Annotated in this window: 26 protein-coding genes; 13 read left to right on the top strand and 13 right to left on the bottom strand. The window is 68.3% G+C overall.

Translation table 11 applies throughout. The annotated features are described in order from the left end of the window. Positions 1 to 5 precede the first annotated feature (5 nt). Complete coding sequence (locus tag MLE43_RS11435; RefSeq protein ID WP_243304115.1) at positions 6 to 980, top strand: glycosyltransferase family 9 protein; 975 nt, start codon at positions 6 to 8, stop codon at positions 978 to 980. Positions 981 to 1082: 102 nt separating this feature from the next. Next, on the top strand, positions 1083 to 2984 hold the full coding sequence (locus tag MLE43_RS11430) for a PAS domain-containing hybrid sensor histidine kinase/response regulator (RefSeq protein ID WP_243304112.1): 1902 nt from the start codon (positions 1083 to 1085) through the stop codon (positions 2982 to 2984). Between the two features lie 7 nt (positions 2985 to 2991). Here the strand turns inward: MLE43_RS11430 and MLE43_RS11425 are convergent, their stop codons facing one another. Next, positions 2992 to 3348 carry a cytochrome c3 family protein gene (locus MLE43_RS11425; RefSeq protein ID WP_243304109.1) on the bottom strand — a complete coding sequence of 119 codons (357 nt, stop codon included), beginning with the start codon at positions 3346 to 3348 and terminating at the stop codon, positions 2992 to 2994. A gap of 311 nt (positions 3349 to 3659) precedes the next feature. Between MLE43_RS11425 and MLE43_RS11420 the strand changes: the two genes are divergently transcribed. After that, entirely contained in the window at positions 3660 to 4658 is a 999-nt protein-coding gene (locus tag MLE43_RS11420; protein WP_243304107.1) for a PstS family phosphate ABC transporter substrate-binding protein, read from the top strand. Between the two features lie 59 nt (positions 4659 to 4717). Here the strand turns inward: MLE43_RS11420 and cysS are convergent, their stop codons facing one another. After that, positions 4718 to 6166, bottom strand: a complete 1449-nt coding sequence (gene cysS / locus MLE43_RS11415) for a cysteine--tRNA ligase (RefSeq protein WP_243304105.1) — start codon at positions 6164 to 6166, stop codon at positions 4718 to 4720. Between the two features lie 51 nt (positions 6167 to 6217). Between cysS and MLE43_RS11410 the strand changes: the two genes are divergently transcribed. Continuing rightward, positions 6218 to 6862 (top strand): GAF domain-containing protein, encoded by a 645-nt coding sequence (locus tag MLE43_RS11410; protein WP_243304102.1) that lies wholly within the window; start codon positions 6218 to 6220, stop codon positions 6860 to 6862. On the opposite strand, the gene MLE43_RS11405 is transcribed toward MLE43_RS11410, so the two are convergent. Both MLE43_RS11405 and MLE43_RS11400 read right to left on the bottom strand, forming a co-directional pair. After that, positions 6850 to 7242, bottom strand: a complete 393-nt coding sequence (locus MLE43_RS11405) for an acyl-CoA thioesterase (protein ID WP_243304100.1) — start codon at positions 7240 to 7242, stop codon at positions 6850 to 6852. The two genes, MLE43_RS11410 and MLE43_RS11405, sit on opposite strands and share 13 nt — an antisense overlap. Positions 7243 to 7308: 66 nt before the next feature. After that, on the bottom strand, positions 7309 to 7656 hold the full coding sequence (locus MLE43_RS11400; RefSeq protein ID WP_243304098.1) for a hypothetical protein: 348 nt from the start codon (positions 7654 to 7656) through the stop codon (positions 7309 to 7311). 178 nt (positions 7657 to 7834) lie between these two features. Here MLE43_RS11400 and MLE43_RS11395 point away from each other — a divergent pair, with 178 nt between their 5' ends. Further along, a complete protein-coding gene (locus tag MLE43_RS11395; protein ID WP_243304097.1) occupies positions 7835 to 8242 on the top strand; it encodes a thioredoxin family protein in 408 nt (135 codons plus the stop codon). Between the two features lie 106 nt (positions 8243 to 8348). On the opposite strand, the gene MLE43_RS11390 is transcribed toward MLE43_RS11395, so the two are convergent. From MLE43_RS11390 to MLE43_RS11355, 8 genes are all read right to left on the bottom strand, one after another. Continuing rightward, positions 8349 to 9860: a vWA domain-containing protein gene (locus MLE43_RS11390; RefSeq protein ID WP_275976204.1), complete on the bottom strand. Its 1512-nt coding sequence runs from the start codon at positions 9858 to 9860 to the stop codon at positions 8349 to 8351. After that, positions 9857 to 10813, bottom strand: coding sequence for a VWA domain-containing protein (locus tag MLE43_RS11385; RefSeq protein ID WP_243304095.1), 957 nt, complete (start codon positions 10811 to 10813; stop codon positions 9857 to 9859). The genes MLE43_RS11390 and MLE43_RS11385 overlap by 4 nt, the downstream gene beginning before the upstream one ends. Continuing rightward, positions 10810 to 11565, bottom strand: a complete 756-nt coding sequence (locus MLE43_RS11380; RefSeq protein WP_243304092.1) for a hypothetical protein — start codon at positions 11563 to 11565, stop codon at positions 10810 to 10812. The genes MLE43_RS11385 and MLE43_RS11380 overlap by 4 nt, the downstream gene beginning before the upstream one ends. A gap of 83 nt (positions 11566 to 11648) precedes the next feature. After that, positions 11649 to 12413, bottom strand: a complete 765-nt coding sequence (locus MLE43_RS11375; protein ID WP_243304090.1) for a DUF58 domain-containing protein — start codon at positions 12411 to 12413, stop codon at positions 11649 to 11651. A 50-nt stretch (positions 12414 to 12463) separates the two neighbouring features. Then, on the bottom strand, positions 12464 to 13894 hold the full coding sequence (locus tag MLE43_RS11370) for a DUF4139 domain-containing protein (protein WP_243304088.1): 1431 nt from the start codon (positions 13892 to 13894) through the stop codon (positions 12464 to 12466). 209 nt (positions 13895 to 14103) lie between these two features. Further along, entirely contained in the window at positions 14104 to 14529 is a 426-nt protein-coding gene (locus tag MLE43_RS11365; RefSeq protein WP_243304086.1) for an SRPBCC family protein, read from the bottom strand. 83 nt (positions 14530 to 14612) lie between these two features. After that, positions 14613 to 15278 carry a YggS family pyridoxal phosphate-dependent enzyme gene (locus tag MLE43_RS11360; RefSeq protein ID WP_243304085.1) on the bottom strand — a complete coding sequence of 222 codons (666 nt, stop codon included), beginning with the start codon at positions 15276 to 15278 and terminating at the stop codon, positions 14613 to 14615. Then, positions 15275 to 15973 (bottom strand): zinc ribbon domain-containing protein, encoded by a 699-nt coding sequence (locus MLE43_RS11355; protein ID WP_243304082.1) that lies wholly within the window; start codon positions 15971 to 15973, stop codon positions 15275 to 15277. Before MLE43_RS11355 ends, MLE43_RS11360 begins: the two co-directional genes overlap by 4 nt. A gap of 213 nt (positions 15974 to 16186) precedes the next feature. On the opposite strand from MLE43_RS11355, the gene MLE43_RS11350 reads away from it, so the two are divergent. From MLE43_RS11350 to MLE43_RS11325, 6 genes are all read left to right on the top strand, one after another. Beyond that, positions 16187 to 16474 carry a co-chaperone GroES gene (locus MLE43_RS11350; protein WP_243304081.1) on the top strand — a complete coding sequence of 96 codons (288 nt, stop codon included), beginning with the start codon at positions 16187 to 16189 and terminating at the stop codon, positions 16472 to 16474. A 108-nt stretch (positions 16475 to 16582) separates the two neighbouring features. Then, positions 16583 to 18208, top strand: coding sequence for a chaperonin GroEL (gene groL / locus MLE43_RS11345; protein WP_243304078.1), 1626 nt, complete (start codon positions 16583 to 16585; stop codon positions 18206 to 18208). Positions 18209 to 18714: 506 nt separating this feature from the next. Continuing rightward, positions 18715 to 19488 carry a 4Fe-4S dicluster domain-containing protein gene (locus MLE43_RS11340; protein ID WP_243304076.1) on the top strand — a complete coding sequence of 258 codons (774 nt, stop codon included), beginning with the start codon at positions 18715 to 18717 and terminating at the stop codon, positions 19486 to 19488. Further along, on the top strand, positions 19485 to 20654 hold the full coding sequence (gene nrfD / locus MLE43_RS11335) for an NrfD/PsrC family molybdoenzyme membrane anchor subunit (RefSeq protein ID WP_243304074.1): 1170 nt from the start codon (positions 19485 to 19487) through the stop codon (positions 20652 to 20654). The genes MLE43_RS11340 and nrfD overlap by 4 nt, the downstream gene beginning before the upstream one ends. Before the next feature lie 273 nt (positions 20655 to 20927). Beyond that, positions 20928 to 22466, top strand: a complete 1539-nt coding sequence (locus tag MLE43_RS11330) for a sensor histidine kinase (RefSeq protein ID WP_243304073.1) — start codon at positions 20928 to 20930, stop codon at positions 22464 to 22466. 9 nt (positions 22467 to 22475) lie between these two features. Next, positions 22476 to 23597, top strand: coding sequence for a response regulator (locus MLE43_RS11325; RefSeq protein WP_243304072.1), 1122 nt, complete (start codon positions 22476 to 22478; stop codon positions 23595 to 23597). A gap of 35 nt (positions 23598 to 23632) precedes the next feature. Here the strand turns inward: MLE43_RS11325 and lipA are convergent, their stop codons facing one another. Beyond that, complete coding sequence (lipA, locus tag MLE43_RS11320; RefSeq protein ID WP_243304071.1) at positions 23633 to 24517, bottom strand: lipoyl synthase; 885 nt, start codon at positions 24515 to 24517, stop codon at positions 23633 to 23635. 50 nt (positions 24518 to 24567) lie between these two features. Between lipA and MLE43_RS11315 the strand changes: the two genes are divergently transcribed. Further along, positions 24568 to 25389, top strand: a complete 822-nt coding sequence (locus tag MLE43_RS11315; protein ID WP_243304068.1) for a segregation and condensation protein A — start codon at positions 24568 to 24570, stop codon at positions 25387 to 25389. Further along, on the top strand, positions 25386 to 25859 hold the full coding sequence (locus MLE43_RS11310) for a hypothetical protein (RefSeq protein WP_243304066.1): 474 nt from the start codon (positions 25386 to 25388) through the stop codon (positions 25857 to 25859). Before MLE43_RS11315 ends, MLE43_RS11310 begins: the two co-directional genes overlap by 4 nt. Positions 25860 to 25863: the final 4 nt, after the last annotated feature.

Genomic DNA, 25863 nt, shown 5'->3' with positions numbered 1-25863 from the left:
GGGGCATGGATCTGGTCCTGCTCCGCCTCTCCGCCCTTGGCGACATCCTCCGCGTCCTCCCCGCCTGGGCAAACCTGTGGGAGGCCTTTCCCGGGGCGCGCTTCCGGGCTGTGGTGGAGGATCGCCACGCCTTTCTGCTGGAACCGCTGCCCTGGCTGGAACCTGTGATCGTGCGGCGGAAGCGCCTCTCGAACCCGCTGACGGCCCTGTCCGAGTTGAAGCGCGTGGCGGGTCTGGTCCGGGAGGCGGAGGTCAGCCTGGATTTCCACGGGATCCTGAAGGCGGCTCTCATCCCGCGGCTGGCGGCCATCCCGGAGCGCTGGGGGGACGGCGTCACGAAGGAGTTCGCCGGATCCCTCCAGACCCGACCGCTGCCGTTCCGCCATCAGACCCGCTACGACCAGGCTCTGGGACTGTCCGAGGCCTTCGGGCTGAGCCGGGGCGCAGGGGGGCTGGACCGCTTCAGGCCGGTGCTGAAATCGGTGGAACTGCCCGATCCGGGTGCCGTCTGGCCGCAGGGCGCGAAGCCCCGGGCGGTGCTGGTGCCAGGCGCCTCCAGGCGCGGCGCCATCAAGCGCTGGCCGCTCCGCCACTGGATCACCCTGGCGCGGCTGCTGAAGGACCGGTGGGAGCTTCGCTGGTCCCTGGGGCCCGAGGAGGAGGATCTGCGGGCCTGGCTGCCGGAAGCCACGGGAGTGCCGGCCCTGCCGCGGCTGGGTTTCTGGCAGCTGGCCGCCGCGCTCCGGCAGGCGGACCGCGTGGTGGCGCCGGACACTGGGCTCCTCCACCTGGCGGTGGTCCTCGGCGTGCCGGTCCTGGGCCTCTACGGATCCAGCGACCCGGTGGTGGCGGGGCTGCCGGGCGGCGTCGGGACCATCCTGCGGACCGGCATCAGCTGCTCCCCCTGCCGCGAACGGGCCTGCCAGCGGAGGCAATGCCTGGAGGAGCTGCTTCCTGGGCAGGTGCTGGACCACCTCTGACGCGCGGGTCCGGCGGTCTCCGGAAATTCAGGACATTCCCAAGAAAGCCCTGCTTACAGCGTGGTTTTTTGCAAGAATGGGCAGATCGGGATCGGATGCGCTATGTCTTCCTTTGACGCCTTCCAGGAACTGTTCCGGCGCCACCCGGTGCCGATGTGGATCTACGATCTGGAGACGCTCAAGTTCCTGGAGGTGAACGAGGCGGCCTGCCAGACCTACGGGTACGACCGCAGCGCCTTCCTCGCCCTCACCCTGCGCGACATCCGCCCCCCGGAAGACGTGCGCCTATTGGAAGGCAATGTCGCCCAGGGCCGGCCGCCTTTCCAGCGCAGCGGCACTTGGCGCCACATCACCCGGACCGGCCGGATCCTCCAGGTGGAGATCACCTCGCACGCCCTGCCGTTCGAGGGACGGGAGGCGGCCCTGGTGATGGCCCGGGACGTGACGGATCGGCAGACGGAGGAACAGGAACTCCAGCGGAGCCTCGTCCGGCTCGGCCAGGCCCGCAGGCTGGCCCGGCTGGTGACCTGGGACTACGATCTGCTGGCGAAGCGGCTCGAGTGGCCCGACGAGGCCATGGAGATCCTGGGATGCCAGGGGCAGGCGCCGGTCAGGCGCGCGCGGGACTACATGGCCCTGGTGCACCCGGAGGATCGGGATTGGGTCCAGGCATGGATCCAGAAGGCCCTGGGCGGCGAAGCGAATTTCGACTTCGAGCACCGGGTGCTCCTGGATTCAGGGGTGGAGCGGATTCTCCATCTGTCTGCGGAAGTCATTCGCGATGGCCACGGCCGGCCCGCCCACCTTTGGGGAGTGGCCCAGGATGTCACCGAGGCCCGCCGCCGCCTGATGGCGGACCTCCAGAGCCAGAAGCTGGAAAGCCTGGGCCTGCTGGCCGGAGGCATCGTCCACGACTTCAACAACCTCCTCACGGCGATGCTCGCGAACTTCCAGCTGGCCGCCGCCACGATCCCGGAGGACAGCCCGGCCCATCGGCACCTCCGCCTGGCCGCCGCCGCTGCCGAGAAGTCGGCGCTGCTCACCTCCCAGCTTCTGGGGTATTCGGGCAAGGGGCGGTTCCATGTGCGGCCCCTGGATCTCAACCAGGCTGCGCGGGAAGTGCTGGACATGCTCCGGTCCTCCCTGGGTTCCAGGACCGAACTCCACCTCCACCTCGAGGAGGGATTGCCGCCCGTGCTCGGGGACCCCGCCCAGATCCAGCAGGTCCTCCTCAACCTGGTCACCAACGCCTCCGAGGCCCTGGAGGGGAAGCCGGGGTCCATCCGGATCACCACCCAGTCCGCCAAGCTGGACCCCGCCTACATCCAGGGCACCTTCGCGCCCTCGGATCAGGTGACCCCCGGGCCCTATGTCTGCTTCCAGATCTCCGATACCGGGTGCGGCATCCCGCCTGACCGGCTGGGGCGGATCTTCGATCCCTTTTTCACGACGAAGGTGAAGGGACGGGGCCTGGGGCTTTCCGCCATCCTCGGCATCATCCGGAGCCATGGCGGGGTGCTGAAGGTCTACAGCGAGGAGGGCCGGGGGACGAACTTCCGGATCTTCCTGCCGGCCTCCAGCCGGGTGCTCCCCGCCCCCGGAACCGAGCCGGTGCCGGAGGGCGCGGGGGCCGTGGGCGGGTGGGTGCTGGTCGTGGACGACGACGACCTGGTCCGGGCCACCGCCCGCGGCGTCCTGGAGCGGGAGGGGTTCGAAGTCATGGAGGCTCCGGATGGCGGCAGCTGCCTGGAGGCCCTTCGGAACCATCCCGGGCGGTTCCGCCTGGTGCTCATGGACCTGACCATGCCGGGCATGGACGGCGTGGAGACCTACCAGGCCTTGAGGACCCTCGACCCGGAGGTCCAGGTGGTCCTCACCAGCGGCTACAACGAACAGGAGGCCATCAACCGGTTCGTCCAGGGGGACCTGGCCGGCTTCATCCAGAAACCATTCAGCGCCGGGGACTTGGCGCGAAGGGTGCGCGAGGCTCTGGTCAAAGCCTGAATGGCGGCTACCGGATGTTGAACTTGAACTTGCCCTCGTGGCATTCCAGGCACTTCACCTTCAGCGCCTGGTGCTGCCGGTGGCATTCCGTGCAGGGGATCTCACCCAGGTGGGAGTCGTGTGGATTGGGCTTCACGTCCTTCGTCAGGGCCTTCATGGCGGGATAGTCGCCGTGGCAGGTCATGCAGGAATCGGAGGCCACCGCCTTCTTGGTGGGCTTCTCCTCGTGGTGGCAGTCGAAGCAGTGGACGCCGGCCTTGACGTGATGGTCGGGCAGCTTGCGCCCGCCCGCGTCCTGGGCCAGGGCCGGAGCCGCCAGGAGCAGAGCGCAGAGCAGGTGGGCGATAGGTCGGGCGAGTGTCATGACGATTCCCATGAGCCGGCGGTGGGCCGCCGGATTCCAGTGCAGTCTACAAAGAGGCGTTGGCCTTGTCCGAGCAGCGTGCCTTGGGCGGCGCCAAGGATCCAGACCCTGGGTCGATTTTTCCTCGGACGCGTGACCTCAATCACGTTTAGGGCCAGATGGACGGGGGGGGCTGGTTCAGGTGTAGGATCATGACCCTGAAGGCATCTATGGTGGCATCTTTCCAGATCATTGCTAGTTAACCGATGAACTTTCAGGGGATCGACGCGGGGGCTGTACCCACCGCCCCCCTGATTCAACAAGGGGTCCATATGAGAGGGAACCGTACTCACTTCGCCGCGGGCTTGGCCGTGGTGATGGGGCTCTGCTGTTTCACGGGGCTCCAGGGCCAGACGGCCCAGACGCGGGCGAAGGTGCCCACCGTCATCCCCCACTATCAGCCCAAGGCCGCCGTGAAAGGTCCCATCGACCTGCCAGGTGCGGACGAACTCATGGACCTTGGCGACGAATGGTCCAGCGGGTTCAAGAAGTTCCATCCCGAGGCCAATCTCATCTACCGCTCGAAGTTCACGAAGGAGGCCGTGAAGGACTTCCAGGACGGCACCGCCCTGCTCATCCTGGCCGACCGGGAACTCACGACCGAGGAGACCAAGGCCTTCCAGGCCAAGTTCGGCTACATGCCGATGCGCATTCCCGTCTGCCTCGACGCCAACATCGTGTTCGTCAACAAGGCCAACCCCATCACCTCCATCTCCATGGAGCAGCTGGACGCCATCTATTCCAAGGCCCGCCTCGGCGGCAGCAAGGCTCCGGCGATGGTCTGGGGCGACCTGGGGGTCAAGGGCGAGTGGGCCAAGATGCCCATCGTCGCCTACGCCCGGGCCGAGGGGACGAACACCCGCACCTCCTTCGCCACCCAGGCCATGCTCAAGGGCGAGTTCCGGCCGGGCATCCAGGAGCGCGGCGATTCCTCCGCCCTGGCGGAAGCGGTCATGACCGACCGGGCCGGCATCGCCTTCGGCACCATGGCGTCCTGGTACTTCGCCAACAAGGTGCTTCCCGTGACGCCCTACCACATCGAGGATGCCCGCTTCCCGAACCAGGAGGCCATCACCACCAGCAAGTACCCCATGCCCCGCCTGTTCTACGCCTACCTGAACCGGACGCCGGGCCAGCCCCTGCCTCCCGCGGTCGATGAAGTCATCCACTTCCTCCTGACCCAGGAAGGCCAGAACGCCGTCGCGGATTCCGGCCTCCTCCCCGGCCCTCCGGAGTTCATCCAGATCGCCCTCAAGCGCCTCAGCCGATAGGGCAGGGGCCATCCAGGAAGAGGGAAGCCCGGCTTGGCCGGGCTTCCCTCTTCCTGGGACTACCCGCGGCGCCAGCCGACGGTGCCGTCCTTGCGGTCCTCCAGCACGATGCCCATGGCCTTGAGCTGGTCGCGCACGCGGTCGGCTTCGGCCCAGTTCTTCGCGGCCTTGGCGGCCTTCCGGGCCTCGATGAGGGCCTCGACTTCGGCGTCGAGGCTGGCCTCCTCGTGGGGCCAGGCGGCGAAGATGGCGTCGGCCTCGTCCAGGAAGGCCAGCGCGGCGTCCCGCTCCTCGCGGGTGAGGGCCACATGGTCGTCCTGGGCGTTGAGGTCGCTGATGAGGGTGAAGATCGCCGCCAGGGCCTCCGGCGTGTTGAGGTCGTCCGCCATGGCCGCCCAGAAGGCCTCCCGTGCCTGCGCGAGCCGGGCCGCGGGATCGATGGCCTCGGCCCAGGGGCCACCGCCCGCCTGCCCCTCCCCCTCCATGCGCTTGCGGAAGGCCCGGATGCGCTTGAGGGAGTTCTCGGCGGCGCGCAGGCCCTCGAAGCTGAAGTTCAGAACCTTGCGGTAGTGGTTGCTCTGGATGGCGTAGCGGAGCGCGATGGCGTCCACACCCTTGGCCACGAGGTCGCGCAGGGTGAAGAAGTTCCCCAGGCTCTTGGCCATCTTCTGGCCTTCGACCATGAGGAACTCGCCGTGGACCCAGTGGTTCACCCAGCGGTGGCCCAGGCAGCCCTCGCTCTGGGCGATCTCGTTCTCGTGGTGGGGGAAGATGAGGTCCACGCCCCCGCTGTGGATGTCCACGCGCTCGCCCAGCAGCTCCATGCCCATGGCGGAACACTCGATGTGCCAGCCGGGCCGGCCGGGGCCCCAGGGGCTGTCCCACCAGGGCTCGCCGGGCTTGGCGGCCTTCCACAGCACGAAGTCCGTGACGGAATCGCGTTCGTACTCGTCCGCGTCCACCGAGGCGCCCGCCTGCATGCCCTCGCGATCGAGGTGGGCCAGGCAGCCGTACTGGGGCAAGCCGGCGATGCGGTAGTAGACGCTGCCCTCGCGGACGTAGGCCAGCCCCTTCGCCTCGAGCTCCTGCACCAGGTGGATCATCTGGGGAATGTAGGCCGTGGCGCGGGGGAGGAAATCGGCCTGCTGCACGCCCAGGGTGGCCAGGTCCTCCAGGAAGACGGCGGTGAAGCGCTCCGTGAGGGCTTTCATGGCCTCGTGGCGGGCCTCGTTGCTGGCGTCCGCCGGCAGGGCCCCTTGGGAATCCCGGATGATCTTGTCCTCGACATCCGTGATGTTCATGCAGTGGCGGACCTCGTGGCCAGCGGCCTGGAAGGTGCGCTTGAGGAGGTCCTGGAAGAGGAAGGTTCTTAAATTTCCAATGTGCGCGTAGTTGTAGACTGTGGGTCCACAGGTGTACAAGGAGACACTCCCTGGCACCACGGGCACCACGGGCTCGATCTTTCGGGTCAGGGTGTTGAAAAGGGAGATCTGCCGCTGCATCTTCATGGCACTAGGTAACCATCTTTGTCCGTTCTTCTGAAGGCTTCGTGTGTCCTCATGGGTCTCTTCGGCGGAAAATCCAGGGAACAGGCCCCCCTCAGGCAAGACGAGCGCCTGCGCCAGGTGGAGGAGGAGAACCGGGCCCTCAAGAGCCGCCTGGAGGAAACCCAGGAGCTGGTGCGCCATCTCGACCAGGACCGGGATCTCCTCCTGGGCACCGTGGAGCGGCTCCGTCCGGGGCTCACCCCCCGGGAGCTGGGCGAGGCCCTCATGGAGGTCTGCTTCAAGCCCCTGGGCCTGGCCTGCTTCTACCTGGCCCTGGCGGATTGGGACCGCGATCAGCTTGAGTTCGTGCTCTACCACGAGGGTGGCCGGGTCCGGCAGCACCCGTCCCGGCGGCTCTCCGAGCGGGCCGGTCTGTCCGAGCGGGTCCTCGCCAGCGGCCGGGCCATCTACATCCGGACCATGGAGGAGGGGCAGGCTTCCGGCAGCCTGCTGACCGCCGCCGAACAGGCCACCGGACTCATCCCCCATTCCTGGTACGGCGTCCCCCTGGGCCGGGGTGACCGACCGGTCGGGCTGGTGAGTTTCCAGAGCTTCCAGACGGATGCCTTCAGCGAAAGCCGGCGGCGGGTCATGGACGCCCTGGCCGCCCTCACGTCCACCTGCCTGTGCCCCCAGGAGACGCTTCAGCGCCCCTGAACCAGGGCCAGGAGATCTTCGGGCAGCACGCGGGCGCGGTTGTCGGAGCCGGCCACCAGGTGGACGCTCTCCCCCTCGGCCAGCAGCGCGCCATCCCGCTCGATGCGGTAGCCGAACACCATGCGACGGCGGCCGGTCTCCTGCAGGAAGGTCCGCACCTGCACCAGCTCGTCGTAGCGGGCCGGCGCGCGGAAGCGGACCCGGATCTCGTTCACCACGAGGCGCACGCCCCGGGCCTCCCAGTCCGCGTAGCTCTGGCCCAGCTCCCGCAGGAAGTCGCTGCGGCCCAGCTCCATCCAGACCGGATAAGTGGCGTGGTGGACGATGCCCATGGCATCGGTCTCGGCGTAGCGCACTCGAAGTTCGGTCAGCGATTCCATGGCTCCAGCGTACAACGAGAAGCCCCGCCGAAGCGGGGCTTGTGGTGCACGCGGAGGGGCTCCCGGCTACTCGATGGTGACGCGGATGTGATCGCCCTTGTCCGTGGTGACTTCCAGGAGCAGGTCGCCCGGCTTGGCGCCGGCAAGCAGCTTCTGGAGCTGTTCGGGCTTCATGCCCTTCTTCGTTTCACCGTTGATCTTGATCTCGCCCTCACCGGCCATGTCGAGAATGCCGTTGGCCAGGCTGATGGGCATGCGGATGTGCACTTCGTTGGGGCCATCCTCACCCTTGTGCCTGGCATGGTGGTGGAAGGATTTGGAGACGATGTCCACCTTGAGAAACCGCGCGCTCTGCGCGGCCAGGGGAAGACTGAGGCTGGCCGCCAGGGCCAGCGGGATCATGATGGCGCGCATGAGCGGCCTCCTTGGAAGGAATGGGGTCGGCACTCGCCGGGTCGCTTGAGATTACGGGCCGCTGAACCGGAAGATTAGCCCGGGTATCCTGGAAGATGGAACGGAAGGCCGCCTGCCTCCATCCAAGTCCCTGTCAAGTCCCTGTGCGGTCCGCCCGCCCTCTCCCCGGAGTCCCAGCATGAAGTCCCTCGCCGCCCTCCTGCTCATCGCCGCGCCCCTGGTGGCGCAGGGACCCGTGAAGTGGGAGCACGATTACAAGACCGCCCTCAAGCGCGCCAAGGCCGAGAAGAAGGTCATCTTCATGGACCTCTGGACGGAATGGTGCCCCCCCTGCCAGTACCTGCAGAAGAACATCTTCCCCAGCGCCGAGGGCCAGGCTGCCCTAGCCAAGGTCGTGCCCTTCTCCGCCCTGGTGCAGAAGCGCGACCGCACTCCGTTGCCGGAGGGGACTCGGCTGGCCGAGCAGTTCGGGCTGGAAGCCTTCCCGACCATGGTGATCCTCGATGCCAACGGCAAGGAGGTCCGCCGCCAGGTGGGCGCCTTCCGCACCGGCGCCGAGTTCGCAGCCTGGCTGGGGGCGAAATAGCTTTCGGCTATCAGCTGTCAGCTATCGGCTGTCAGTCAACAAAGCACGGCGGCCTGAGGGCCGCCGTTTCTTTCGCTGAAAGCTGACAGCTGATGGCTGACGGCTTCTAGAGATCCTTCACCCCACCGGCCGTTTTCGGTGGTTTGGGCAGGCGCTGCTTGAGGCCCTCCAGCTCGTCCTGCTGGGCGCCCATGCTGGGACGGGGTGGGGGCGGCGGCGGGGGCTTCTTGGGGTTGGGCGGAGGCGGCGGAGCGGCATCTTTCACGAGGGTCTGGAGGTCGTGGATGGCGTCCCGTTGGCCCGGCTGTTCGAGCAGCAGCCGCTCCAACAGGGCCCGGGCTTCGGCGGGGCGCTGGGCGTCCAGCTGGGCCCGGGCGGCCAGCAGCAGGGCGGGGGCGCGCCAGGGCGGCAGGGGCCGGGGGGCGCCCTGGCCCATCAGGGGGGACAGGGCCTTGAGGGCCTCTTCGGGGGAGCCGCTCCGCAGGTCGATCAGGGCCGCCAGGAGGAGGTGGGAGGGCTTGGCGTCATCGGGGCGCCACCGCTGGGCGCCGGGCAGGTCGCCCTCTTCCAGGGCCCGCTGGGCGAGCCAGGCCTTCACGCTGGGAGGAGCCCAGACCTTGCGCGTCTGAGCGTGGAGGGGGGCGCCCAGAGCCGCCAGCAGGAGCAGGATGGGCCGCCAGCGGGCCATGGGCTTCCCGGCGAAGAACAGCCAGAGGGCCAGGCCAACCAAGGCCAGCCAGGCCCCCACCTCGGGGTGGGCCGGCTGAAGGGAGCGCCGGGTGGGCAGGGGGAGCCTGCCGGCGGCCAGGGCCTGGAGGCCCGTGGCGGCGGTTTGGCCGCTGGTGAAGACCTGGCCTCCGGTGGCCTCGGCCAGGCGCGCGAGGAATTCGGGGTGGGCGGTGCTCACCGCGGGTTCCGCCGCCGGAGGTGCCCCCTCCGGGCCGGGCTTCGCCGGAACGGCATGCGGCTGGCCGTCCCCGAAAGCCAATACGCAGACGGGGAGCCTGGCCTGCTTGAGGGCGCTGGCGGCGCGGTCCAGGGCGGCTTCGGGGGCCTCCCAGGTCTCTTCACCGTCGCTGAGCAGCAGGATCACCGCGGGGGCATCCCGGTCGGCCTGGGCGGCCACCTGGGGCAGGCCCCGCCCCAGGCTGGTGCCGGGGGAGCCGACTTCGCCGGGGACCACGGCCCGCAATGCCTCGCGCAGGAGGGTCCGATCCTCGCCGGGGGGCTGGACGGGGATGGCATCGCCGGTCACCAGGTCCAGGCTCCAGCGCAGGCCGGCCTGGGGCTGGGACCAGAGGTGGTCCAGGGCGCCCACCGCCGCGTCCCACCGGGAGCGTCCACCCGCATCGGGTACGGTCATGGACCGGCTGGCATCCAGCACCACATGCACGGTCAGCCGCGGGAATTCGGGCAGGCCCCAGCGGGGCTCCGCCAGGCCGAGGCCCAGGCCCGCTAACATCAGGGCCATGCCCAGGCCTTGCCAGAGCGGGCGCTGGCCCACCACCTGCACGCCCAGGCCCGGCCGCAGGTGGGCGCGCAGGGCCAGGCCCAGGGCCGTCAGCGCCGCCGCGCCGAAGGGCGCCAGGAGCCAGGGATGGGTGAAGGGCAGGTTCATGATCCCTCCACCCAGGCGGGCCTTGGCTTGCCGCGCTTGAAGGCCAGATCGGCGGCCAGGGGCAGGGCCAGCAGGGCGGCCACCAGCAGGCACCAGCGGGCCAGGGGCTGGCCTTCGGTGGGCTGATCCACGGGCAGGAGGGTCTTCTCCAGCTGGTCCACGGCGGCGAGGCTGCGGGCCAGGCCGCCGGGATCCTCGGCGCTGAAGGACTCGCCGCCGGTGAGGTGGGCCACCTGCTGAAGGGTGGCATGGTCCACCTCCACGCGGAGGCGGGCAAAGCCGCCACCCTCGAGGGGCACGAGGCTTTCGCCGTCCGTCCCGAGGGCCACGGCGTGGATGCGGATGCCGTTGTGGCGGGCCTCCTCGGCGGCCTCCTGGGGCGTGACGCGACCCCGGTTCTGCACGCCATCCGTGATGAGCAGGATCACGCGGCTGCGGGCCGGGCTGTCCTCCAGGCGCCGGACGGCGGTCATGAGGGCCGAGCCGATGGCCGTGCCGTCGTCGCGGCTGTCCAGGTTCAAGCGGGCCAGCATGCGGAGCAGGCGGGTGTGGTCGGCGGTCAGGGGGCTGAGGGTGACCGGATGGGCGCTGAACAGGATGAGGGCGAAGCGGTCATCGGGGCGCCGCTGGACGAACTGGGCGAGGGTGCGGCGGGCCGCATGCCAGCGGTCCTCCTCCGGCCGGTCGAGGATCTGCATGCTGCTGCTGCCGTCGAGGACCACGGCGAAATCCACGACTGGGGCCTCGCCCCGCACGGGCCGGCGCCATTCCGGCCCGGCCGCGGCCAAGCCGAGGGCCAGGGCCAGCAGCGGCGGCAGCCAGTGGGAGCTGAGGCGGGCCAGGGAGCTCGAAGGCCGCGACGAGGGGATGCCCCAGCGGTAGATCACCCGCCAGGCCCAGATGAGCAGGGGGACGGCCACCAGCAGGAGCAGGGGATGGCGCAGGGCGATCATGCGTCCCCCTTCAGGCCGCCGCGGGCATCCAGCGCCGCCACCAGCGGCTCCGGGGCGGGGAAGGGCGGTTCCGTGCGGCCGAACCGGGCCGCATCGAGGCTCTTCACCCACTGGTCCCAGGGGTCGAGGTTGCGGGCCTGGAATTCGGTGGGCCCCCAGGCCCGGGCGGCCTCCCCGAAGCGGGCAGCCAGCAGGTCGCGGCCCAGGGCATGGGCGGCGTCGAGGGCGGCCCGATCCCGGTTGGCCGGGGGCCAGTGCCGGCGGAAGGCGTGGGCCGCGTGGTGCAGATGGCGCTTGGCGGAACCCCTCCGCCAGCGCCGGGTGGCCCAGGCGGCGAGGCCCAGGGGCGGCAGCAGCAGCAGGCTGGCCCAGGCCCAGGGGAAGGGGATGGCTGGCAGGAGATCCTCGTTCCCGCCCCCGAAGCCCACCCAGGGTCCGCCGAAGGGGATGGTGCGGGGTACCTCGATGCGCAGTTCGGGGCTGCGCTGGCCATTGCCCAGATCCAGGGCGGGAATCACGGCGGCGCCCGGCTCCAGGGCCTGCACCTGGAACCGCCAGCCACGCCCATCGGCCAGGGGCTCCATGGAGCGGAGGCGGAGCGGCCCGAGGCGGTCCTCCACGGTGGGTCGAGGCGGCGCTGGCGCCGCCGGATCCTCCTCCCGCAGCTCGAGCACCTGCAGTTCACCCAGCTTGAGCCGACCCGGCGCCTTCCAGGTGGGGCTGGCCAGGACGGACAGGCACCCCGCCAGCACCAGAACCCCAGTCTTTTGATAGCTCGGAATGCGCCTGCGGACTCCGGGCATGAAAGGGCGATTGGAGGAACCCAGCGCCAGCATCATGCCCCCCCCACCCGCAGCCAGGCGTTCAGCTTCACGATGGGGTCCTCCAGGAGGTCCCAGCGCTGCCGCTCGATGGCGGCGGAGAAACCCGGGTCGGGCCAGGCCGGGGCCTTGGGGTTCTCGGGGGTCTCCGGCTGGAACCAGACCAGCCGGTGGCGGGTGGCCAGGGGCTTCAGGAGCGGGGCCAGACCCTGCAGCCCCGCGCCGTTGCTGAAGAGCCAGAGGCGATGGCCCTTCCCGTGCTCGCCCCAGTGGCCCAAGGCCTCGCGCCAGGCGGCCTCCGTGGGAAGGGACGGCCCCCGCTCGGCCAGCGTCTCCAGGATGCGCAGGCCATGGATGCGGCCGCGCTTGGGAGCGATGCGCAGGGCGGGCGTGCGCCCGTCGCCGGGGACGATGAGGCCCAGGCGGTCCCCCGTGGCCTGGAGGGTGGCGAAGGCGGCCCCGCAGAGCTCCATGGTCCAGCGCAGGGGCGACACGGGATCGCCCAGGAACATGGAGGGCGAGGGATCCACCACCAGCCACAGCACCAGGTCGCGGCTGCTTTCGAACCGTTTCATGATCGGCTCGCCGGTGCGTGCCGTGAGGGGCCAATTGATGAAGCGGGGATCATCCCCCGGCACGTAGGGCCGGTTTTCCACGAAGGTGAGGCCGGCGCCCTTGAGCTTGGAGGGATGCTGGCCCTCGGTGCCGCCGCTCAGGCGGCCGCGCAGGCGCAGAGGCAGGCGTCGCAGGCGGGCGAGGAAGCGGGCGGGAAGGGGCATGGGGGTTCAGTATGGCGCAGGGCGGGCCCCGCGGGAGGCGAGAGTCTGTCCTACCACTTCACCCGCACGCGATAGGTCAGCTTGGCGCTGCCCTCGGCGGGGACGGTGACGCTGAAGCGGGCAGTGCCCGCGCTCTCCTTGGCGAAGGGCTGGCTGTTCTGCAGCATCTCCCAGTCGCCGGGCAGGGGCTCGAGCACGCTGACGGTGATGGCCTCCTTCTTGGCGTTCTTCAGCTCGATCTCGTACGCGGACTCATGGACGAAGCCGAACTTCCCCTGCCGGCCGAGGCTCTTGTAGTCGGTCTGCTTGCGCCGGGCGGTGACATCGAAGGCCTCGCCCAGCTTCAGGCGGACCAGCTCGTTCTTGGGTGTGTGGTCGACATTGTCCTCGCCCACGAACTGGGCGCGGCCGGCGCTGTCGCGCTTGTAGACGCGGATGATGCCCTTGGGCAGGGGCATGCCCAGGCGGCTGGATTCCTTGTTGTCGAAGGCCACGAAGACCGCCACCTTCTGCTTGTCGCCCAGGTCGCCATAGCTGCCGGAGTAGTAGTAGGGCTGGCCCTGAAGCAGGTACTCCTTGCGGACGGGCACGGCGCTGGCGCTGAGCAGGGCCACCTGCTTGGTCTGGTTCACGGCCAGGGTGGTGGGGCGGTCCAAGGTGTAGAGGTGGTACTCGAAGAGGCTCTCTTCGGCCATGCGGGGTGCCGCCGGGGCGGCCTTGGCGGCCATTCCCGCCATTTCGTAGACGCGCTCGGGACGCTGCTGCGCCCGGTTCACATCCCCCGCCACCAGCTGCAGGGTGGCGTTGGGATAGGCGGCGCCGCTCTGATTGGTGAGGGTCACCCAGCCGCTGAGGTCGAGGGTCTTCTCGTCCGGCGCCAGGTTGGCCACGTAGTCGGCCCGCCAGGAGAGCCCGCCCGTGAGGTAGCTCAGCTCCAGCTTCTGCTCGCGGTCGGCGCCGCTGTTGAGGCTGATCACCAGGGTGGGCCGGGCCCGCAGGTTGCCGGGCACCTTCGGGAAGGCGATCCGGCCGGGAGCGCTGGTCTCGATGCGATCAGCGAATTGGAGCACGGTGCCGTTGTTGGTGGCCAGCACCGTGGCCTCCTCGCGGATCTCATCGGTGCCCGGGCCGGCCGCTTTCGGCCGGGCGGAGATCACCGTCACCTTCTCGCCCACATACTTCTCCAACAGCTTCTGGGGCGTGAGCAGGTCGAAGTCGAAGTTCTGTTCCGCCACCCAGAAGTCCTTCGGGTGCGTCAGGTTCCGCAGCAGGGCTGTTTCCGGCCGGATCTGGGCGGACACCTCCTGGAAGGCCAGGCGGGATTCGCCCTTCGGCAGCCGCACCTCTCGGGTGTCCTTCACCAGGGCCAGGTTGTCGTTGTAGATCGTGACCGCCAGGGCCTTCTGGTCCTTCAGCGTGGTGACCGCTTCCTGGGAGATCAGGAGCGAGGGCAGGGCGGCGAGCAGCAGGGCGGGGCGCATGGAACCTCCGGGGATGGGTGCGGGCGGGATGGGCCCGGTACCAGGTCATGTCGCGATGAAGGGAATCCTTTCAGGGAAACGCCAGAAAGGAAACCGGTGATGAACGGCGATGGACGGGGATGAAAAGCAGGAGCCTGCCTTCCCCCTCACCGTTCATCCCCGTGCATCCCCGGTTCCGGTCTTCCCGGTGGACCCGGATCCTTAATCGTTCAGACCAGCTGGCCCGCTCCCGCCAGTTCCTGGATCCGCGCCAGGCCGCTGTCCAGCTGGCCCTGGAGCAGCTTCTCGGCGCCCATCATGGCCATCATCATGGGGATGTCGGCCTCGTCCACGAGGCGCAGGGTGGAACCCTCGCCGGCGGCGGCAATCTCGAAGCGCAGCTCGTGATCGAACATCTTTTTCGCGCCGGGGACCAACACCACCCGCTGGCCGGGCACGCGCTCCTTCACCACCAGCTCCTGGGGCATCTTCATGCCCATGACCTCGATGACATAGCTGTGCCTGTCGGCGTCGCCCTGGAAGGCCATGGCGGCCGGCTCGAGGAAGGCGCGGTGCTTCGAGAGGTCCGAGAGGAAGGCGTACAGCGCGTCGGCGGAGACGGGCAGGGTGGCCGTGGCGGTCTTGATCGTGGTCATGGAGGCTCCAGGGGTGGAAGAGCCATCGAACCATGAAGCGGAAGGGATCGCGAGGCCCTACCTCCGGGAAGGGTGCTCCGGCCTCAGTACTGCCGCTCGCCGAAGAAGGCTGTGCCGATGCGGACCTGGTCGCTGCCAGCCTTCACGGCGGCTTCCAGGTCGGCGCTCATCCCCATGCTGAGGCGCAGGGGCCGTCCCAGGTCCTGCTGGAGGCGCTCGCGCAGGGCTTGCAGCTGGACGAAGGCGCCCGGGTCTTCGGGCGGAGGAATGGCCATGAGACCCCGGAGCGGCAGGTGGGGGTCATCACCGAGGGCCCCCATCAGGGCGGGCAGATCCGCCTCGGCGCAGCCGCCGAGTTTGGTCGCTTCGTCCCAGAGGTCCACCTGGATCCAGACGGGGCGAACCACGCCCAGTTCTCCGGCCAGGCGGCGCAGGCGCTCGGCCAGCTCGGGGCGATCCAGGCTCTGGATCTCCCGGAAATGCTGAAGGGCGGGCTTGGCTTTGTTGCGCTGGAGGGGGCCGAGGAGCACGAAGGCCAGGTCGGGCGCGGCGGCGGCCTTGTCGGCGCCCTCCTGCACATAGTTCTCGCCGAAGCGCGTGAAGCCGAGGGCCGCCGCCTCCTGGATCAACGCCAGGGGCTGCTTCTTAGAAACCGGCAGCAGCTCGACGCTCTGCGGGTCGCGGTCCGCGGCCTCGCAGGCCTGGATGATGCGGGCGCGCAGGCCCTCGAGGCGATCTGCCAGGTTCACGGCAGGAAGAGGATCCGCTGGCAGGATTCGCAGGCCACGGCGTCCTTGGCCTCTTTCAGCTGGAAGAGGAAGGGGCCGCGGAGCTTCACGTGGCAGCCCGAGCAGGCGCCGTTCTCCACGGGCACCACGACGCGGCCCTGGCGGGCGCTGGCGAGCCGGTGGAACCGGGTGACCTCAGGCGTGGCCAGCTTGGCCTCCAGCGCGGCCTGCTTGGCCTTGAGCTGCTTGCGCCCCTCGACCTGGTTGGCATGCTCGGCCAGGAAGATGGCGTGGAGTTCGTCGAACTGGGCCTTGAGCGTGGCGCGCTCGGATTCGAGTGCCGCCAGCGCCTGCGTGAGGGCGTCCGCTTCAGTTTCGTAGGCCTTCAGGGGGCGGGAGACGGAGGCACGCAGGCGCTCCTTCTCGTCCAGCTCGCGGATGGCCGCGGTGTAATGCACTTTCTGGCTGGTGGTCTTGACGGCAGCCCGGGCGCGCTCCTCGTCCTTCTGCGCCAGGACCAGCTCCTTGGATTTCACCTGGATATGCGTCCGGGCCGAGTCCAGCGACTTGGTCTTTTCCGCCATCTGCTTCTCGATGGCTTTGAGCCGGGTGTCCAGGGCCGCCAGATCCGGGGGCAGGGCCGACAGGTCGCGCTCAATGGTCCGAAGGTAGTCCAAGGTGGCTTGCAGGTCGCGCAGGATGGCAAGGTGTTCCATGGAATTGAGGCTACACCCGCTGAGAGCCCGCCGTTCGGATTTGGAATATGACAATGTAATGAAGAAAATATTAATCATTGAGACTAAAATATTTCGAAACCTTGAAAAATCCTGCTTGACCGGGTCCTGGGATCGATGACAGACTTGGCACTCGCTGTGGCCGAGTGCTAACAGCTCCCTTTCGTCCCTTTCACTTCTTTCCAAGGAGGTCCCATGGCTATCAAGCCTCTTTCCGACCGCGTGGTGCTGAAGCGCGTCGACGCCGCCGAGACCGTCAAGGGCGGCATCATCATCCCCGACACCGCCAAGGAGAAGCCCATGGAGGCTGAAGTGGTGGCCGTCGGCGAGGGCAAGATCAACGAGAACGGCACCCGCAACCCCATGTCCGTCAAGGCTGGCGAGAAGGTGCTGATCGGGAAGTACAGCGGCACGGAAGTGAAGATCGACGGCGTCGACCACGTGATCGTGCGCGAAGACGAGATTCTCGCGATCGTCGGCTAACGCCGCTTTCTGCTCTCGGCCATCAGCTGTCCGTTGATAGCCGAGAGCCGAGAGCTGACAGCCAAGTACCTCGACCGAACCCAACCATTACCCATTTCGGAGACACACATGGCCAAGTCCATCATCTATGCCGAAGATGCCCGTCAGGCGATCCTGCGCGGCGTGAACAAGCTCGCCGACGCGGTGCAGGTCACCCTCGGCCCCAAAGGCCGCAATGTCCTCATCGAGAAGAAGTTCGGCTCCCCGCTCATGACCAAGGACGGCGTCACCGTCGCCAAGGAAGTGGAGCTGAAGGACAAGCACGAGAACATGGGCGCCCAGCTGGTGCGCGAGGTCGCCTCCAAGACCTCCGACATCGCCGGTGACGGCACCACCACCGCCACCGTCCTGGCCCGCGCCATCTACCGCGAGGGCATCAAGGCCGTCGTGAGCGGCGCCAACACCATGGAGATCAAGAAGGGCATCGACCTCGCCGTCGACACCGTCGTGGCCGCCATCGACGACATCAAGAAGCCCGTGGAGGGCAACGCCATCGCCCAGGTCGGCACCATCTCCGCCAACGGCGACGCCGAGATCGGCAAGATCATCGCGGAAGCCATGGCGAAGGTCGGCAAGGACGGCGTCATCACGGTGGAAGAGGCCAAGGGCCGCGAGACCGAACTGACGGTTGTCGAGGGCATGCAGTTCGACCGCGGCTACCTCAGCCCCTACTTCGTGACCAATCCCGACCAGATGAAGGTCGAGCTGGAGAACCCCTACATCCTCGCCTACGAGAAGAAGGTCTCCAACATGCGCGACCTCCTGCCCCTGCTGGAGCAGGTCGTCAACAGCCGCCGCCCCCTGCTGATCATCGCCGAGGACGTGGACGGCGAGGCGCTGGCCACCCTCGTGGTGAACAAGATCCGCGGCACCCTGAACGTGGCCGCCGTGAAGGCCCCCGGCTTCGGCGACCGCCGCAAGGCCATGCTCGAGGACATCGCCGTCCTGACCGGCGGCAAGGCCATCAGCGAGGATCTGGGTCTCAAGCTCGAGAACCTCACGCTGGCTGACCTCGGCAGCGCCAAGAAGATCGTCATCGACAAGGAGAACACCACCATCGTCGAGGGTGCCGGTGCCACCGAGGCCATCCAGGGCCGCGTGAAGCAGATCCGCGCCCAGGTCGAGGTCTCCACCAGCGACTACGACAAGGAGAAGCTGCAGGAGCGCCTGGCCAAGCTCGTGGGTGGCGTCGCCGTCATCAAGGTGGGCGCGGCTTCCGAGACCGAGATGAAGGAGAAGAAGGCCCGCGTGGAAGACGCCATGCACGCCACCAAGGCCGCCGTCGAGGACGGCATCGTGGCCGGCGGCGGTGTCGCGCTGCTCCGCAGCCTGACCAAGCTCGCCGCACTGAAGGTCACCGGCGACCAGGCCACCGGCGTCGAGATCGTCCGCAAGTCCCTGGAGGAGCCCCTCCGCCAGATCGCCAACAACGCCGGCGTCGAAGGCTCCGTGGTCGTGAACACCGTCCGCGAGGGCAAGGACAACTACGGCTACAACGCCGCCACCAATGAGTACGGCGACATGGTGAAGTTCGGCGTGGTCGATCCCGCCAAGGTGACCAAGTCCGCGCTGCGCAACGCCGCCTCCGTGGCCGCCATGATGCTGACCACCGAAGCGATCATCACCGAGCTCCCCGAGCCCAAGGCCCCCGCTCCCGCGGGCCCCGGCATGGGCGGCATGGAAGACATGTATTAATCAGCCGCGACTGCGGTTCGTGGAAAGGCCCCGCGGTTGCGGGGCCTTTTTTTGGATGCACTGGCTAGGAGTTTGGGGGGGCTCGGATGGGCGTGATTCGCTCCCAGGGGGCCCCGCATCGTCGCGACATGTATTAAGAGCCATCAGCCGGCAGTTGTCCGAGAAACGCCCCGCGGTCGCAGGGCGTTTCTCGGCATGGCCGTGAGGGTAAGGCGACCTGAATGTCCTTAGAGGGTGTTGCAAAGTGACAAAAAACCACCAGTAGGGGGGCTGAAGCCGGGGAACGGAAAACCCGCCCCTGCAACGGGGGATGGCGCGAAGAACGGGATGGCCTAACCCATGCAGTTCCTGGGAAGTGGCTCGCGAAAGCGAAGCTTTTTTCTTATATGAGACAACATCGTCATTTTTAATTCATACCAAGGGGTTGACTATGGTTTCGCCCGAATGGATGCTTCTTTCGAACCTCCGGGAATACCTCCCGGAAACTTGAAAAGGCAGGAGAACCCATGGGCATGGGCCTTCTCTTCGACGCTACGCGCTGCATCGGTTGCGGCGCCTGCAGCTCCGCGTGCAAGGAGCAGAACAAGCTACCGGGCAAGGTAGAGGAGGTGTTGACGGCCTATACCTGGACCACGGTCCAGGAGCGGGAGGGCCTCAACGTGCGGCGCCTGTGCATGCACTGCGAAGTGCCCACCTGCGCCTCCGTCTGCCCCGTGGGCGCGCTGAAGAAGACGCCGGAAGGGCCGGTGGTCTACGATGCCGAGCGCTGCATGGGCTGCCGCTACTGCATGATGGCCTGTCCCTTCGAGATCCCGAAATACCAATGGGACCGGCCGGTGCCCGTGGTCGGCAAGTGCATCATGTGCGCGGGCCGCATCAAGGAGGGGCAGCCCACCGCCTGCGCCGCGGCCTGCCCGGCGGAGGCCACGATCTTCGGCAAGAAGGAGGATCTGATCTGGGAGGCCCGCACCCGCATCCGGCAGAAGCCCGGGGCCTACGTGGACCACATCTACGGACTCACGGAAGCCGGTGGAACCTCGGTCCTGATGATCTCCAACGTGCCCTTCGAGAAGCTGGGGCTGAAGTCCAACCTGCCGGGCGAGCCTCCGGCCATGAAGACCTGGCAGGTGCTGTCGAACATCCCCGACTTCGTGGCGGTGTGGGCCGTCTTCCTGTATGGGGTGCACTGGATCACCGCCCGGCGTGAGGAGGTGGCCAAGGCCACGGCCAACGGCCATGGCCGCAACGGACAAGGCAATGAACGGGAGGACCGGTCATGAACACCCTCGCTACGCTCGCGCCGCGCCGGTTCCGGCCGGGTTTCTGGACAGCGGTCTTCGTGGTCCTGTTCCTCGCCTTCTGCGCAGTCACCGTGATCCGCTACACCAAGGGCCTCGGGGCGGTCACCAACCTGAGCGACCAGTTCCCCTGGGGCCTCTGGATCGGCTTCGACCTCCTCTGCGGCGTGGGCCTGGCCGCCGGCGCCTTCACCCTCACCGCCGTGGTGCACCTCTTCAACCTCCATCGCTTCGAGCCCATCGTTCGCCCCACGATCCTCACGGGCTTCCTCGGCTACGCCTTCGTGATCGTGGCGCTCCTGCTCGATCTGGGCCAGCCCTGGCGCATCTGGCACGCCATCATCTACTGGAACACGCACTCGGTCATGTTCGAGGTGGCCTGGTGCGTGATGCTCTACACCACGGTGCTGGCTGTGGAGTTCGCCCCGGTGGTGCTCGAGTACTTCGGCTTCCACACACCGGCCAAGCTCATCCATCAGCTCATCACACCCCTGGTCATCCTCGGCGTGCTCCTCTCGACCCTGCACCAGTCGTCGCTGGGCTCGCTCTACCTCATCGTCCCCAGCAAGCTGCATCCGCTCTGGTACTCCCCGATGCTGCCGCTCCACTTCTACATCTCGGCCATCGGCGCGGGCATCGGCATGATCGTCCTGGAGTCGTACCTCAGCAAGCGGGCCTTCCACCGCCACCTGGAGATGGACCTCCTGGAACCCCTGGCCCGGGGCATGGTGGTGGCGCTGGGCATCTACGGCCTCATGCGGCTGCAGGGGATCGCCCGCAACCACGCGTTCGGGACGATCTTCAACCTCAGCTATGAAGGGCGCATGTTCCTCCTCGAGTTCACGCTCGGCGTGGTGCTGCCGGTGGTGCTGATGTCGTTCCGACGCCTTCGCACGAACCCCGACTGGCTGGTGGGCAGCGCCTTCCTGGCGGTGCTCGGGTTCGTCATGAACCGCCTGAACGTGAGCATCACGGGCATGGAGGCGGCCTCCGGCACGCGCTACCTGCCCTCGGCCATGGAGATCACCGTGTCCCTGGGCCTGGTGGCCATCGGCATGGCGGTCTTCGCCTTCGCCGTCCGCACTTTCTCGGTCTTCCCCGAAGGCCCGGTGGCGGAGCGTCCCAAGGAACCGGCCATAGGAGCCTAGGGTCTGCCTTCAGAACGGGGTGTGGCCGCGCAAGGGGCGCCGCCCAAGCGAGACAAGGAGAACGACGATGGCAATTGCGGCACTATTGGCGAGGAGTTCGACGCAGTATCGCGCCGGGCGCCGCCCCTTGCCCTCCGGGACGGGGCCAGCCGCCCCCCTGGTTGCGTTGCCGGCCTTGAACGATGTCTCGCATCGCCCGGCGGCCGGCGCCTTGCCAGGAGTGCGGCTGGCCGGCGTCGCGGCCCACATCCGTTCTGAAGGCAGGCCCTAGCCATGCGGACCCGCATCGGCACTCGTCTGATCCTCGGCGCCGGCTTCGCCACGGCGGTGGTGATCGGGGGCATGGCCTTCGCCCTGCTCCGGTCGCACACCGCCCAGCTCCTGGCGGAGCGGACCCGCAGTGCGGACCAGTTGAGTGAGACGATCAAGAGCGCCACCCACTTCGACATGCTCGAGAACCGCCGGGAGAACCTGCACCGGCAGATCCGCGCCGTGGGCGGCCTCCAGGGCGAAGGCATCCGGAAGGTCCGGGTCTTCAACAAGGAGGGGCGCGTCATGTTCTCCTCCGCGGAGGAGGAGATCGGTTCCAGCCTCGATATCCGGGGCGAGGCCTGCTACGCCTGCCACGCGGAGGGCCGGCCCCTGGAACGGCTGGGCATCCAGGCCCGGGCCCGGACCTTCCGGGCCCCCGACGGAACCCGCGTCCTGGGCCTCATCAATCCCATCCCCAACGAGCCTTCCTGCTCCACGGCGGACTGCCACGCCCATGCCGCGAAACAGAGCCTCCTGGGCGTCCTGGACGTGAACATCTCCCTCGCCGAAGTGGATCGCGAGATCGGCCGCAGCCGGATGCTGATCACGCTCTCCGCCGCCGCCGCCATCCTGGCGGGGAGCCTGATGCTGTGGTGGCTCAACCGGCGGCTGGTGGTCCGGCCCGTGGCGGCCCTGGTGGCCGGCACCCGGCGGGTGGGCGAGGGGGACCTCGGTACCACCATCCCCGTAAGCGGCAACCATGAGCTGAGTGAACTGGCCGGAGCCTTCAACACCATGACCCAGCGGCTGGCCGAGACCCAGCGCCAGCTGGCCCAGGCGGACAAGCTCGCCTCGGTCGGTCGCCTGGCGGCCGGAGTCGCCCATGAGATCAACAACCCGCTGACCGGCGTGCTGAGCTACGCCTCCCTGCTGCGGAAGCGGCTCGCCGACGATGCGGAGGCCGCGGAGGATCTGGATGTGATCGTGCGGGAGACGGTGCGGTGCCGCGGGATTATCCGGGGCCTGCTGGACTTCGCCCGGCCCACACCGCCCGCGCGGAAACCCATGGACCTGAACGAGGTGGTGCGCCGGGCCGTGTCCGTCGTGATGACCCAGCTCTCCCTCAACCAGGTGGATCTCTCACTGGACCTGGCCACCGAGCTGCCCGTCGTGCAGGCGGACGCCAACCAGATCCAGCAGGTGGCCGTGAACCTGCTGCTCAACGCGGGGGACGCCATCGGCGACGGCGGCGGCACCATCCGCGTCACCACGCAGACCGGCGCGGAAGGCTCGGTGGAACTGCTGGTCCGGGACAACGGGCGGGGCATCCCGCCGGAAGACCTGCCGCGCATCTTCGAGCCGTTCTACACCACCAAGGGCAGCCATGGCACCGGGCTGGGCCTCGCGGTCAGCTGGGGCATCGTGGAAGCCCACGGTGGCGCCCTGGAAGTCCACAGCGAGCCCGGACAGGGCACCTGCTTCACCCTGCGCATTCCCACGTCCACTGAATCCGGCGAGGGCGCCGGCAGCGGCCAGCCCCCCATTCCCACCACCACCTAGGAGGTTTCGATGACCGCCCTGTTGATCCTTTTCATGTTCGTCGCCTTCGTGGGCATCGACTTCCTGGTGCGCACCAGCCTCCGCCGCATCCGCGAGACCCGCGAGCGGCAGGCCCGGGAAGCTGTGCTGAACACGGCCATCCACCTCGATTTCACCCATGAGGCCAAGAGCCTCAAACGGGTGGAGGTGCCGAATCCGAGAGCCCGCATCCTGGCGGTGGACGACGAGGCCGTGGTGCTCGATTCCTTCCGTCGGATCCTGGTGCTGGAGGGCTTCAGCGTGGACACGGTCGAGCACGGTCCCGAGGCCCTGGGCCTGATCCAGCGGCACGACTACGACTTCCTCTTCACGGACCTCAAGATGCCGGACATGGATGGCGTCGAAGTCGTGAAGGCCGCCAAGCACCTGCGGCCCGACATCGATGTGGTGGTGATCACGGGCTATGGCAGCATCGATACCGCCGTGCAGACCCTCCAGCACGGCGCCTGCGAGTACGTCCAGAAGCCCTTCACCGCCGACGAGCTGGCGGACTTCGCGAAGAAGCTCCTCATCAAGCGGGAGGCCCGCATCGAGGCCCAGCGGCGGCCCAATGTGCGGGTGGTGGCGCCGGAGATGGCCGAGGTGGTGTCCGCCAGCGAGTTCTGCGTGCCGGGTGGCGCCTTCCTGTCCACGGGCCATGCCTGGGTGCGCATCGAACCGGAAGGCCAGATCCGCGTGGGCATCGACGATTTCGTGCGCAAGGCGCTGGGCCCCGTGAAGAGCGTGGTGCTCCCGGAGCGCGGCAAGACCTTCCGTCAGGGGGAGACCCTGTTCACGCTGAAGGGTGCCACCGGCGAAGTGCATGTGGCCGCGCCGCTGAGCGGCCGCATCGAGCACGACAATGCGGGCCTGCTCACGGATCCCGGCGAGCTGATCCACAGCCCCTATGACCGCGGCTGGGTCTGCCTGATGACCCCGAGTGACCTGGCCGGGGAACTGCCGGCCCTCAAGATCGGGCAGCCCGTCATCGACTGGTACCAGGACGAGATCACCCGCCTCCGGACGGCGGACGCACCCCAGGCCACGGGGGCCGTGGACTGGTCCTCCTTCGAGAAACAGTTCCTGGGCCTGAGCGATCACGCCAAGGCCTGAGGGCAGGGCGGTCGACAAGAGAGCTTCGGGGGCGATCAGCCCTCGAAGCTCTCCTTCGCGTGATAGCTGGAGCGCACCAGGGGCGCGGATTCCACCCGCTGGAAGCCCATCTCAAGGCCCTTCTGGCGGTACAGGTCGAACTCGGCCGGTTCCACGAACCGGTCCAGGGGCAGGTGCAGCCCGGAGGGCGGGAGGTACTGTCCGATGGTGGCGATGTCCACGCGGGAGGCGCGCCAGTCCGCCATGAGCGTCAGGACCTGCTCCGGCGTCTCGCCCAGGCCCACCATGATGCCGCTCTTCACGCGCATGGCCGGGGCATGGGCATCGCGCCACTCAGCCGTTCGGCGCAGTACCGTGAGGCTCTGGAGGTAGTCGGCGTCCGGCCGCACGCGCCGGTAAAGATGAGGCACCGTCTCCACGTTGTGGTTCAGCACGTCGGGCCGGGCCTCCAGCACCGTGAGCAGGGCGGACTCGCTGCCGCGGAAATCGGGGATGAGCACTTCGACGCCGCAGTGGGGCGACAGGGTCCGGATCCACTGGATGGTGGCGGCAAAGTGGGCGGAGCCGCCGTCCGGAAGGTCATCCCGGTTCACGGAGGTCACCACGGCGAACTTCAGACCCAGGCGGGCCACGGCTTCCGCCACGCGCTGGGGTTCCTCCGGATCCAGCTCCCCCGGGCGGCCCTTGCCCACATTGCAGAACCCGCAGTGGCGGGTGCAGACGTCGCCCATGAGCATGAAGGTGGCCGTCCGGTGCACGCCCCAGCACTCATGCAGGTTGGGGCAGCGCGCCTCCTCGCAGACCGTGACCAGGCGCTGCTCGCGGATGAGGCCCTCGACCTCGGCCACCACCTCCGGCGCCGGCACACGGATCTTCAGCCAGTCGGGTCGGGGGCCGGGGAGGACGGGGGGGCGTGCCATGGCCTTCCATTGTCGCTCAAGGGCGGCTGATGGCGAGGTAGAATGACCCCATGTCCGACACCCCCCAGGAAATCCCCGAATCCGTGGCCGAGCCGGTGCCGGAGGCGTCGGTTCAGGCATCGCGGACCTTCGAGCCGCCCAAGGGCTTCGAAACGAAGTTCCGGGGGCTGGCCCTGCACCTGTCCTCCTTCGATGGGCCTCTGGACCTGCTCCTGCACCTCATCCACGAGCAGAAGCTGGACCTCCTGAACCTGCCCATGGCCGAGGTGACGCGGCAGTACATGGACTATCTGAAGCTGATGGAGGAACTGAACCTGGAGATCGCGGCGGAGTTCGTGGCCATGGCGGCCCAGCTGCTGCAGATCAAGTCCAGGCTCATGCTCCCGCGTCCGCCCCAGGAGACGGGCGAGGAGGATCCCCGGGAGGAGCTGGTGCAGCGGCTGCTGGACTACCAGCAGGTGAAGGCCGCGGCGCGGGAACTCTCGGAGCGGGAGTCCGACTGGCAGAAGATCGCCTTCGCTCCCGGCCTCGATCTGGAGGACCACCGGCGCGTGGAGGATGAGCCCATCCGCGCCACCCTCTTCGACCTTCTGGGGGCCTACCGCGAGGCGCTGAAGCGGCTGCTGCCGCCGCCGCCGGTGGAGGTCCGGACCCAGCCCAAGACGCTGGAGCAGCGGGTGGTGGAAGTCCTCCGCGACCTCCAGGATGGCCTGTGGAAGCCCTTCCAGGGCCTGCTGGGCCAGGCCCGCTCCCGCGAGGAGCTGGTGCTGACCTTCCTGGCCCTGCTCGAACTGGTCCGTACGGGCCGGATCTCGCTGGTCCAGGGCGAGACCTTCGGGGAGATCCGCGTCAAGGCGGCCGAGGCCGCGTGAGCGAGGCACCGGGACCGCTGCGTGTGGCCTATCTGCAGGCCCGCCTGGTGGGGCTCGTGCTCTGCCTGGGCACCCCGACCCTGATCGGGGGTCTGATCCTGTCCGGAGGGGTCCCCGCCGGTGAACACCTCCCCGAAGGCGACCTCCTCCAGATCGGCTATGTCTTCACGGGGCTGGTCTTCCTTTCCGCCGCCTGGGTGCTCTGGCGCCGGGGGGTGATGCTGAGGACCTTCCGGCAGATCCCCGAACCCAGCCGGCCAGGGCTGGTGCGGCGGGAGACCCTGCTCTATGCGGCGCTGTTCGAGCTGAGCAGCCTCTATGGCCTGATCTACTGGCTCCTGGTGGGGAAGCACGCGGTGCGCCATGTGTTCGGCTTCATCATCCTCGCGCCGCTCCTCTTCCTGGCCCTCACGCCCCGCCTCGGGCACTGGGTGAAGGCTCTGGAGCTGGGCCCGGGAGAGGCCCCGTGAACCC

This window comes from Geothrix oryzisoli (genome assembly GCF_022808865.1).
In the GTDB taxonomy this organism is placed as follows: Bacteria; Acidobacteriota; Holophagae; order Holophagales; family Holophagaceae; genus Geothrix; species Geothrix oryzisoli.
This window is presented reverse-complemented; position numbering and strand designations above follow the sequence as displayed.